Source organism: Bacillus sp. ISL-78 (genome assembly GCF_018613455.1).
Classification (GTDB): domain Bacteria; phylum Bacillota; class Bacilli; order Bacillales; family DSM-1321; genus Peribacillus; species Peribacillus frigoritolerans.
In genome coordinates, this window is sequence record NZ_JAGGQC010000022.1 from 125736 (window position 1) to 137313 (window position 11578).

Annotated in this window: 10 protein-coding genes; 1 reads left to right on the top strand and 9 read right to left on the bottom strand. The window is 44.1% G+C overall.

Translation table 11 applies throughout. The annotated features are described in order from the left end of the window. Nucleotides 1-230: 230 nt before the first annotated feature. The 6 genes from eutC to J7I96_RS19960 form a co-directional block, all read right to left on the bottom strand. Complete coding sequence (gene eutC / locus J7I96_RS19935) at nucleotides 231-977, bottom strand: ethanolamine ammonia-lyase subunit EutC (protein WP_214925193.1); 747 nt, start codon at nucleotides 975-977, stop codon at nucleotides 231-233. A gap of 11 nt (nucleotides 978-988) precedes the next feature. Beyond that, nucleotides 989-2353, bottom strand: a complete 1365-nt coding sequence (locus J7I96_RS19940) for an ethanolamine ammonia-lyase subunit EutB (RefSeq protein WP_214925194.1) — start codon at nucleotides 2351-2353, stop codon at nucleotides 989-991. An 18-nt stretch (nucleotides 2354-2371) separates the two neighbouring features. After that, on the bottom strand, nucleotides 2372-3778 hold the full coding sequence (locus J7I96_RS19945) for an ethanolamine ammonia-lyase reactivating factor EutA (protein ID WP_214925200.1): 1407 nt from the start codon (nucleotides 3776-3778) through the stop codon (nucleotides 2372-2374). A gap of 18 nt (nucleotides 3779-3796) precedes the next feature. Further along, nucleotides 3797-5068: an ethanolamine utilization protein EutH gene (gene eutH / locus J7I96_RS19950; protein WP_214925202.1), complete on the bottom strand. Its 1272-nt coding sequence runs from the start codon at nucleotides 5066-5068 to the stop codon at nucleotides 3797-3799. 143 nt (nucleotides 5069-5211) lie between these two features. Beyond that, complete coding sequence (locus J7I96_RS19955) at nucleotides 5212-5796, bottom strand: ANTAR domain-containing response regulator (protein ID WP_214925205.1); 585 nt, start codon at nucleotides 5794-5796, stop codon at nucleotides 5212-5214. 9 nt (nucleotides 5797-5805) lie between these two features. After that, entirely contained in the window at nucleotides 5806-7179 is a 1374-nt protein-coding gene (locus J7I96_RS19960; RefSeq protein ID WP_214925208.1) for a sensor histidine kinase, read from the bottom strand. A gap of 257 nt (nucleotides 7180-7436) precedes the next feature. Between J7I96_RS19960 and J7I96_RS19965 the strand changes: the two genes are divergently transcribed. Next, nucleotides 7437-7556, top strand: a complete 120-nt coding sequence (locus J7I96_RS19965; protein WP_048686276.1) for a DUF4023 family protein — start codon at nucleotides 7437-7439, stop codon at nucleotides 7554-7556. A 52-nt stretch (nucleotides 7557-7608) separates the two neighbouring features. On the opposite strand, the gene J7I96_RS19970 is transcribed toward J7I96_RS19965, so the two are convergent. The 3 genes from J7I96_RS19970 to J7I96_RS19980 all read right to left on the bottom strand — a co-directional run bounded on the left by J7I96_RS19970 (nucleotide 7609) and on the right by J7I96_RS19980 (nucleotide 11254). Continuing rightward, nucleotides 7609-8301 carry a hypothetical protein gene (locus J7I96_RS19970; RefSeq protein WP_214925309.1) on the bottom strand — a complete coding sequence of 231 codons (693 nt, stop codon included), beginning with the start codon at nucleotides 8299-8301 and terminating at the stop codon, nucleotides 7609-7611. Between the two features lie 154 nt (nucleotides 8302-8455). After that, entirely contained in the window at nucleotides 8456-10372 is a 1917-nt protein-coding gene (locus J7I96_RS19975; RefSeq protein ID WP_214925209.1) for a vWA domain-containing protein, read from the bottom strand. 15 nt (nucleotides 10373-10387) lie between these two features. Next, nucleotides 10388-11254, bottom strand: coding sequence for an ATP-binding protein (locus J7I96_RS19980; protein WP_214774030.1), 867 nt, complete (start codon nucleotides 11252-11254; stop codon nucleotides 10388-10390). Nucleotides 11255-11578: the final 324 nt, after the last annotated feature.

Sequence of the window (11578 nt, forward strand, 5' to 3'; positions counted from 1 at the left end):
GGCAAATAAAGCGAGTGCCTGCAGTTTTTTTATTTTAAAAGCATTCCAACCGATTTCAGAAATTCGCTCCCTTTCCGCCGACTGTCTGCCAAGCCTCCTCGGCTCAAGCGCCTGTGGGGTCTTGACTAGCCAGTTTGTCGGCAGGAGTGTCGCAAAAATAACATAAAATCAAGGTTCGGGATGAAAACATTCCGAACCCTACAAACTGAGAGCTTCTCCACTTTATTTTGTCAACCGAGTTTTTCACGCTTTTCTTCTTCATGTTCCTTCTTCACGAGGGACATGCCGCTCGCTTGGTATTTGAGGATCTTTTGAATGACCGTGCCTAGATGCGCTCCAGCTTCAACAGGGGGGATCCCTCCTTTATGGATGTTGGAAATGACCATCCTCTCCGCTTCAATGGTGCCCAAACGCGGTTTATAGCAAATGTAAGCGCTCAATGATTCAGCACTGACAAGACCGGGCCGTTCACCGATCAACAGGACAATGACCTCAGGTCTAAGGATTTCACCGATATCATCCATCACGGCAACCCGGCCCTTTTCAATATAAAAAGGTGTACCCGTATCCAGACCTGCCACTGCCAAAGATTGTTTGAAAGATAAATAGACGTCCTCGACATTTTCTTCGATCGCCTTGGCACTTAAGCCATCGGAAATGATGATTTGAACCGTTGGGGCCTTTATGCATTTGGCTTCTATGACCCTCTTGGCTTCATTCGAAAGCTTCCTGCCATAATCCGGACGCCGTAAATAGACTTCCTTATCATCGGCCTTCGTTTTCACCTTGAATAAATCCAAGCGCTTCAAGAGAATATCACTGACTTCACCATATACAGCATCGACGGCCGCTGCATGGTCAAAACGGAATTTCAGCCAAGAATCCGTTTTCGGCCGGGTCCCTGACCTGCCTACCCCTATCCGCGCAGGGGTTTTCGCTATCATGGCAGCCAAATCTTCCTTATTATTCATTCCCATATCATCCACTCCTAATGGTTAAATATAGTTGGATCACCGGCAAGCTTCGTTAATTTTCCGTTCTCCATGATCCCCATCTTCTCCAGCCAAGCTTCATATAATGGGGCAGGCCGCTTATCCATCGTTTGCCTCAAAGTCGCTATATCGTGATAGCTCAAAGACTGATAGTTTAACATGCAGTCATCCCCCATCGGAGTTGCGATGATGAAATTAACACCTGCCGCGGTTAAAAGTACACCCAAGTCCTCGATATCATTTTGATCCGCCTTCATATGATTCGTATAGCAAATATCGACCCCCATCGGCAGTCCATGCATTTTTCCCATGAAATGATCTTCTAACCCTGCCCGGATGACCTGCTTGCTGTTATATAGATATTCAGGGCCGATGAATCCGACGACCGTATTGACAATGTACGGGTCAAAATAACGGGCAAATCCATAGTTCCTGGCTTCAAGCGTCACCTGATCGATTCCGAAATGCGCTTCGGCCGATAACTCGGAGCCTTGCCCCGTTTCAAAATAAAGATGCTGCGGGCCTGTGCCGGTGCCATAGGCCTTCGCGATCTCATTAGCTTCTTCGAGCAATTGTACGTTAATTCCAAAAGAGCGATTGGCCGTTTCCGTCCCGGCTATGCTTTGAAAGATCATATCAGCAGGCGCCCCCTGCTGAACGGCTTTCATTTGCGTGGTCACATGCGCAAGCACACAATTTTGGGTCGGGATGTTCCATTTCTGGATGACATCCTGTGTCGCATGAAGCAGCCGCTTTACGCTTTCGACCGAATCATCGACAGGGTTGATTCCAATGAGTGCATCCCCGATTCCATAGGAGAGGCCTTCCTTTAAAGAAGCCAGCATGCCATCCACATTGTCTGTCGGGTGGTTAGGCTGAAGGCGCGAAGCCAGCGTTCCTCTGTATCCGATTGTGCTATTATTCTTAGTGAGCACTTCGATTTTATTGGCTGCATGGATAAGGTCGAGGTTCGACATCAACTTGGCTGCCGCTGCAATCATTTCACTATTCAATCCCCTGCTTAATCGTTTCAAGTCCTCGCCTGTCGTTTCGTCACTCAAAATATATTCACGCAGTTCGGCCACGCTCCAATTCTTCACAGATTGATAAATGGTTCCATTGATGAGACCATCTATGATCCGCGACACCTCATCCTCTTCCGGGGAGAGCAGGGGATAATTCCTGATGTCCGCCAAAGTCAATTCGCTAAGCACCGCTTTCGCCGCAATCCGTTCTTGAACGGAATCTGCTGCAATTCCCGCAAGCCTATCTCCTGATTTCTCTTCATTCGCTTTGGCCAGGACTTCTTTCAACGATTTGAATTGATGGGTTTCCCCAAAGTATTGAGTGGATAATTTCATCGTATGATCCTCCTTTTCCTAACTGTGGAAGGTTAGCGTTTTTACTACAACCGGAACGACCCCTGTCCGCAGCAGCCTTCCTATATCTAAATAGTCACCATGTTCCACTTCTGTCTGATCAATGCAGATGACCGGCAGATCCGGTTGGTTCGCTAGAATGGTTTGACCAAGTGCCTTTCCATAATCACTATCCATGACAATGATCAGAGGCTGCTGCCGATTCGGTTTTTGCTTCAGTGCCTCGGTAAAAGCGACTGCAAGCCGGTGAATGTCCCGAAATGATTGATAAGGTAAATTCGTTAAATAAAAGGCAAAATTCAGCCCCTCCTGCAAAGCGTCGTATATGGTGATCGCATCCTGAACAGCTTGTGCCATTTTCGCGGTTACATCATCAAGCCCGCCATAAAAATCGACCCGATAGACTGGAATATTACGAACTGGCAGATGAGAATCATTCACCTCGATGGTTGCTCCGCTGATTTCAGTTGTATGTGCGCCTGCTCCAAGTACAGTCGCCCGAACCGTTTCAACGGGCAGTTCCCACTCCCATTTAGCCAATTCTTCACTTTCCTTGATGGAGGCGGCAAGCATCATGCCGATATCCCGGAAGCTTTCGTCCTCCCGTTCTTCATGATAGATGCAATCACTGACACCGCCCGAGAACATCAACACGTCTATTCGTTCTGTCCAAGATGGCTCCTTCCCAACTAATAGAAGTTCATCTTCTTTTGTGAAGGAGCCAGCCAAAAACCTCGAAAGCACCTTCGCCATTTCATTTGCGATGATTGCCCCTTCACCATTCAAAGGAGAGTGCCCTTTTGATTTCAGCCATTTTCCTATTGAAGGAGCAACCTTCACCTTCGCTCCTTCCCACTCCACCAAACGGCCTCCTATATGCAGTGTGCAGGTTCCGCAAAGCATGCCTGAACGGTATACGGCAATATTCGCTGTCCCCCCGCCAATGTCTATGTTCGCTACAGTCTTTCTTGTCTTGATGGAATGTTGATAGGCGCCGGATCCCTTGGCGGCAATGATCCCCTCCAAATCCGGACCGGCTGCCGCTACAAGGAATTCCCCCGCCGCTTTAGATAACCGGTACACCATTTCTTCTGCATTTTGTTTGGTTGCCGTTTCCCCAGTGATGATGACAGCCCCTGTTTGTATGTTTTCGATCGTGATTCCTGCTTTTTGGTATTCACTTTCCACCATTCTTTGAACAGCAGGTATGTCAATTACCGTCTCTGATACAAGCGGGGTCCTGAAAATGGGACTTCGATACAAAATTTCCTTATCGGTAATTTCAATTTTTGGCACCTGTCCGCCACCCGCCACATTCCTAAGCGAAAGCTCGCTGATAACAAGTTTCGTCGTACTGGTGCCAATATCAATTCCTGCACTGATGATTCGTTCCACCTGTTCATTCATTAAAATCACACCCCAGTTTCACACCACTTGGATTTCATTGCTTTTTTCTTCCTCGTTTTTCGTTTTATATTCATTTCTGCCGATAACCCCTGCCGCTCGATCCTTTTCTTCTAATTCCAAAGCTTTCGGAACGGACAGCCAGTAAGCAAGTCCGATTCCAATCGCTCCGGCAGATAGCTTCCCGACAATGACCGGTAATATTAAGGAAGGCTGAAAGTTGGCTGTGAATGATAAATGATCTCCCAATAGGAAGGCCGCACACACAGCGAAGGAAATGTTTATGACCTTATCCTTCGGCGGCATTTCTTTAACAAGCTTGAACATGGCTAATATATTGGCTATCGTGGCTAATATCCCTGCACTCCCGGCTTTGCTCAACCCGATTTTCCCGCCCATCGCTTCCAATGGCTTGCCTGCATATTTTTGAATCAGGTAAATCATTGGAAATGCACCTGCCAGCATTATCCCGATATACCCCGCCGTTTCAAGGGCACGGAACTGGTCTGCCTTATCGGCCATGATCGGATGGAAGCCCCAAGCACCAAATACTTTGGAAAACAATCCGGTGAAAATTTCCACGATCGAAAACACGAGCACTAGTTTAATCGCGGCGTCCAATATTTTTCCAAACCACATGAAACCTTTAATCATCAAATCCGGGAGGAAATAAAGGCCTAACGCGAGCAAGACCACAAAAATAAGAAGCGGAGAAAGGTTCAGGGCAATTTTCAAATAGCTCAACGCGAATTCGTATGTAGAATCCGCATTCGTGGAAATCACTTCGCGGATTTTCGAATTAGTCGCCACCACCAGCACGCTTGAGATAAAAGCGCCAATCGGAATCGTCAGGATTCCTGACATGACACCAAGTGCCATGTATTTATGATCACGCTTTTCCAGCATCGCAAGCCCCATTGGAATCGAGAATACAATTGTTGCCCCGGACATAAAGCCGACAACCATCGCCATGATCCAGCCTTCATATGATTCCTTCAGCTCGGCCGCTAATTGGTAACCCCCCATATCCGTCGCCAAAATCGTTGTTGCGGCGAGGGCTGGATCTGCACCGATCGCAGCGAAAACCGGGCCGCATACTGTATTGATGAACCAGGATAAATAAGGGATCGAGGCCATGATTCCAGCTGCCGGGATAAATATATGGCCAACGGTATGCAAACCTTCCATGAACTGTTTCCCCAAGCCCCGCTCACTGTCTTTAATCGATGCAATAGCACCGACAACGGCACACACCATAATGATATAAATAACGAATTTACCTACCATCTCCATACATATTCCCCCTGAATTCCGATTTGATTTGGCCTATCAACTTAAAAAAAGGGTATAAAAAAGACGCCTCTTATAGCCCAAACTTAGGTTTTTCGGCAGAAATCCTGCCTACAACCAATTTGGTCCATCAAAGCGCCATTGCTTCATCTATTTACTTGTTTTTGATCATTTGCAATGATTCGACGTGCCACCGTCTCCATGGAAAGCTGCTTATCCATACTAAGCCTTCTCAGTTTATTGTAAGCGATTTCTTCGGTGACATTCTTCCTTTTCATGATGATTCCTTTTGCCTTTTCAATGACTTTTCGACTTGTGAGCGTTTCATCCAATTGAGCATTTCGTTCCTGATGCTTTTTTGTATTGGCTGCTTGCAGCAAAGCTATCTCCACTGCCGGAATCAAATTCGCCTCCGTAATGGGCTTTACAAGATATCCGACGATATTCGCCCGCTTCGCCTCGTCGATATATTCACGCTGGCTGAATGCGGTTAAAAGCAGGACCGGAATCCGAAAGGTATTGGATATCACATCGCTAGCCTTAAGCCCATTCATTTTCGGCATTTTGATATCCATCAAAACGAGATCCGGCTGCAGTGCATGTGCCAATTCAATCGCCTTCTCGCCATTACGGGCATGTCCAACCACATCGAAGCCTGCATCCTTGAGCATGATCGTTATATCAAGCAGAACAATCGATTCATCCTCCACGACCAAAATCCTCTTGTCCACTTCTCCCACCTACCTCTTGTATGGAAATCTTACAGAAGCCAGGGTACCTTCTTTAATCCGCTGAATCGAAAACTCCCCATCCAAATCATTTTCCACCGTCATGCGGATGATATCCAGCCCCAAAGAAGGTTTCACTGCAGGTGAATATCCGATCCCATCATCTCTTACCTGAAGTTCCAATTCAGGACCATCCTTTAGCAAGGATACGGTAATGTTCCCTTCCGTCCCTTCCTTGAAAGCATGTTTCACACAATTATGAATGAGCTCATTCACCACCAGCGCGACCGAAATGCCAATGTCGGAATCAATCGAATGAAGCTCACCCCTATATTCAATGCTTAGGCATTGGCGAGCTTGACCCTCCGTATGAACGATCATATCGCCTATTTTTCTAATAAGCTCCAGCAGATCCACATGATCGACCTGACTGCTTGCCAAAATGATTTCATAAACCGACGATATGCTTAACACCCGGTTCAAACTGACCAATAAATGGGGCTTGCTTTCTTCAGGGGCTCCTAACCTCATTTGCAGCCGAAGTAAACTGGCCACTGTCTGCAAATTATTCTTCACCCTATGATGAATTTCACGAATCGCTACTGACTTGCTGATCAGTTCCCTTTCTTTATCCCGCAGTTCAGTCAGGTCCCGGATGATGATGAACGTTTCATTGGAATTCTTGTTGCCCAAATGGAACTTCTTTAGTTGGATGATCTTTTTACCAATGTTCATTTCCTTCATCAAAATGTCCTCTTTTGAAGCAAGAACATCGGCAAAGCCAGGAAAATAATCGAAAATCGATTCACCTAAAACACAGTCCGTCAAACATATTTCCGATATGAAATTAATGGCAGCAGGATTCGTATAAACAAGTCGGTTTTGGTTATTAATCAGGAAAATGGACTCCTCGATAAATTCAGGAACTAAGGAATTTTGTTGATCTTTCCCATCAAACTGATTGAAAGATTCAGGTTCTTCATGAATCACCTTTTCCATGATCAAAACGGCGATGACCCGATTGCATTCCCCCTTGATTGGAACGACACTTTGCTGGACCATCGCTCCCTCTTGAGTCAAAGCCCGATTCACGAACATGTCCTTTCCGGTGCGCAATACATAAAATACGGCCGGTTCAAATGCCTCATAAGCAAATTTCCCGACAACCGGATGATCGTAAACCGATTTCACGGAATGTCCGCATGCCTCTGCAACGACAATGGCATGCTTCCCTTCACGCACCGGACAATCAATAAACACATTCGCTTTATTCAAATCGGCTATCAACGATAAATTCGTTGATAGGTTTTCAAGAATTTGAATATCACTGTCCAATAAATGAGTATGCAACGCACATAAATCCCGGACGGTCATTGTCCGTTCCATAGGCAAAACCCCAATAAACGTTTATTCATGGATATTATTATTGATTATTATAGATATCGACCCTATTTTTGTCAATATTCAAAATATTCTAATGTAACGTATTCTAACATTAGATAGCGATATTTAAAACGATCGACCCATATTCTTTTCAACTCACTTGTGGAACAAAGTTACCACTTTACGTCCTTTTTGCATACTCATGAATTCCACCTCTTCTGGTTATAGTAAAAAAGAAAATAACGGAGGAGGTACATTCCATGAAAAGTTCAAAAGAGTTTGTTGAAAGCATTCAAGAGCAGCAAAAAAAGGAAGAAGGCAACATGCGCCGTCAAGGTAATGGGAATCCCGCTCAGAAATTACCGAATAAAAAACATTAATTAAGACATTCCTCAAAAGATCCCAGCCCTAAATTTAAGGCTGGGATCCCTTTCACTCCGATGCATTTTTTTTCTTCATCTCTTCGATTTCTTTTGAGAATGTTTCTTCTATCTCTTTTTTATTGCCATATAAAAAGATATTATCCCCTAATTTGATTTTATACTCATATAGCTCTTTTCTGATTTTCACTTCTCCGCTTTCTATAAATAAAATATTGATGTCGGCTCCATGTGAGATGACATCAAAGGCTTTGACATCAATGAACTCCGAGTCCTCATAAATATCGATTTCCATGACCACGTCTTCATCTTCTAAAAATAAGACCTCTTCTATCGGGTGTTCCCATAATTCATAATGATTGTACATTTCACTTTTCATCTTATTCGATAATCTATTATTCAGGATTGGAACCTTCACTATAACGGTTAAAACCAGCAGGATTCCAATAATGATGCTTAACTCCATCAAACGCAGATCATCTGTAAGCAATGTACTGATCGATGAAATGATGACAGCAAGCGAGAATGCACCAAATAAAATTAAGAACATGCTTATTTTCCTTCGAACGGGGTGATCGATAATGGATTTTGACTCGTCAGTTGTAAAACCAGTACCCGTCAGCATGGAGATAACCTGAAATCTTGCCACTGTGCTTTTTAATCCAGTCAATTTCATCAAGGTGACCGATATTTCAATAACAAGAGCGATGATTATAAAATAAAGCACCATAAAAAGTAAATTCATCAAAATGATCACTTCCTCATCTATGGTTTACCCCAATCAAGACAAAAGAAATCTCATTCGACGTTCATTTTAAATTTCCATCAATAGCTGACAAAGCAAAAAAAAACAGTAAGATCCAAAATTGAATCCTACTGCGTTTTTATCTATATATTTCTTAAATGGTCTTCAGCAGCAATTTTTTTAACAGCGGTGTAAATTGCTCTGGCAATTCAGCTACACTCGGAATCATCAGGCGTTCTTTGCCATAGATGTTTTTCATCGTCTTCTCTTCACTCTCATCGATGCCTCCATCCGCTAAAAACAGGCCGATGACTTCGATACCTTTCTTCCTGGCTTCAGAAACGGCAAGGTGTGTATCGACAATGCCATTTTGATCATAATCGCTTGCTGCCGGCTCACCATCGGAAAATACGAGCAAGAAACGGTTTTTTTCGCGTCTTTTTTCCAATTCCATTGCGGCAACCCTGATACTGTATCCGTCCCGGTTATCTTCCTCTGGCTCAAGCTGCATGATTTTAGCTCCTGAGTTTAGATAAAGAGAATCGGAATGGGATTGGATCACATGGAAGTAGTTCGGCTGATATCCTTCCCTCACTTCATTGGCATCTTCCCAAAATCCCACGATCGAGTGGGGGATCCTTAATTTCTTCAGCACTTCATGAAATAGGACGACCCCTCGTTTCGTTTCATCCATTTTGTTATGCATGGAAGCCGAGCAATCGATAAGCAATGTGAATACCGCATCCATTTCATTAGAATCCTGGTTCTTTTTATAAAAGACCCTAGGATTTTCTTCAAATACAAGCGGCAGTAATTTCTTTGATAAACGGCCAAAAACCAAATCTTTTCTTGGTGCGTTCTTTTTATTTTCGAGCGTCTTTTCAATGGTACTGGAGAGTTTTCTCTTGAACGGTTCGATATCCGCAACAAACTCCCGGTAGCGTTTCTCTTCCGTAAGTGTTGGAACCTTCGCTTCTTTGATTACCTGAACGACGTCTTTATTTTCTTCACCAAATGGATGTTCACCGCTTTTGCCCATATTGGTTTGTTTCTTCTCCAGCGTTTCTTGCTGATTGTATTCCCTTTGTTGACTTTCCCCTGATGAACCCTGGATCGAAGCCAGTGCTTGGTCGGCGTCTTCCGCTTCCCGGGCACCTCCGCCCATCAGGCTTGTTTTCGTTCCCTGCTCCAATTCAAATTGGAGAAACGTCGAATTACTTTCGCTGTTCTTGTTCTCCCGATGCCAAGTCGAGAATTTTTCATCAATGAACTCACTTTTTTCTTCGTCTGCATCATCTGTATCATCGTTCAACAGTTCATCATTTCTAGTCAGTTCATCAAATAAGGTATTTGCTTTATACTTTTCCACACTTGCAATGGGGAAAATGAAATATTCATTCATCGTATCTTCGTACCCATCGTTCACTCGGAAAACGATTTGCTCGCAAATCCTCGTGATATCACTTGTTTTAGTGGCATCAAAGACCGCATGGATGAACGGTTTGAGTTTCTCCAGTTCTTCCAGCTGCCTTTCATTGGCTCTAGGAAAAATCGGATCCGGCCTGTCAGATTGAAGCAGTAAATATATGAGGCAATATAATTCATCCAGTGCAAAACTTCTTGTGACATTCGTCGCCAATTGGCTTTCGAAATATTGTTTAAGGTAAGCCCCCCTTACCGAAAACCATTTTTTCGTGCCTGGTCTTTCTTTCTTCACCAATTCTTCCAATCGCAAATCTTCCAGCAAAGCGAATAATTGGGCAGCAAACTTCGGAAGTGAACTTTCCCCGATGCTGTCCTGGTACTCCTTCATGCTCCGGATTGTTGTATGATGCAGAGTGCCTATCGTTCTAAGAAGCACGTCCGTTTTCAGACCCGCTTCCTTCACTTCCTTATTGCCATTTTCCCAAAAGTGGCTGGCAGTGACCTTATTCTCGATCAGATCAATGAAGGAGCCATAATTGTATTCGAATTCCAGCTCAGGAATGCCGGATAAAACAGTCGAAAGATCCTGAAGCTGTAAAAAAAGTGCCGTATCTATTATTGAATCATTGAACCGGATATACTTCATGAGGCATTCTCCTAGTTAGAATAATGTGTCAGCCAAGTTCTTCACGAACTCACGCTCCCGTTCCTCGTCCAACTTATCCACAATGGAACGAAGAATCGCCCGTTTCGGCGGGATCAACACACTCAGATCGCAAGCATCAAGCAAAGCCCTGATCGACGCCGCATCTTCAGCCACCTTCCCTTGATTCACGGCATTTATCAAATCACTCGACAGTTTAACGAACAAATCAATACTTCTTGGGTCCTTCAGCTTTGTATTGGTTTCTATCAATTGCTTTAACTGCTCCCCTTCGATATAAGGAACTTCAATGATGACAAACCTATTTTTTAGCGCTTCGTTCAGCGGCACTGTCCCGACATACCCTTCGTTGATTGCAGCAATCACATTAAAGCCTTCTTTTGCCGTTATCACTTCATTCGTGAACGGATTCGTTATCGTCCTTCTATAATCAAGCACACCATTGATAAGCGGCAGAGTCTCCGGCTTTGCCATGTTGATTTCATCTATATATAAGAAGTGACCGTGATTCATCGAATTGGTCACTGGTCCAGGTACGAATTCTATCACTTGTTTTTCCTCTTTGTAAGCCAGCGTCTTGAAGCCCAATAAACTTTCTGCATCCAAGTCGACTGAGCAGTTGACGCTGAACATCGGCTGATTGAATAAGTTCGATAAAGTCTCGGCAAACTTTGTCTTTCCAGCCCCTGTCGGACCCTTCAAAAGGATATTCTTCCCCATACTCAAGGCCGTGATGGCATCCACCATCAACTCCATCTCGGGAGGGAGATATCCGCCGCTCCTGATCAATTCCTCAAATTGAGCAGGATTCTTTTTGCTTGTTTGTAATATATTTGCTATTTCTGTTGGTAATCGATTGATCATTATGTTCCTACACCCCTTTCTGAACATTTTAAGGCTCTTTCCCATTAAAAACAAACACTAAGAAAAGGAGCTGTCATCAAGACAGCTCCCCGACAATAGATAAACTCGGAATAAAGCGATTTTCCCCTTCAGTTTTTCATTCTGAAATACGCTCCCTTACTCCGAAGCCAAGACTCATCAAAGCAAATTGCGTGTCACAGTTTCATAAAACAATAAAAAACCATATAGAACTAGTTTACCTCCGTTTTTTTAAAAAAGACGTTCCAGCTTGAATTCTGAAATCCTCCGACTGTCTGCCAAGCCTCCTCACCGCATGCGGCTGTG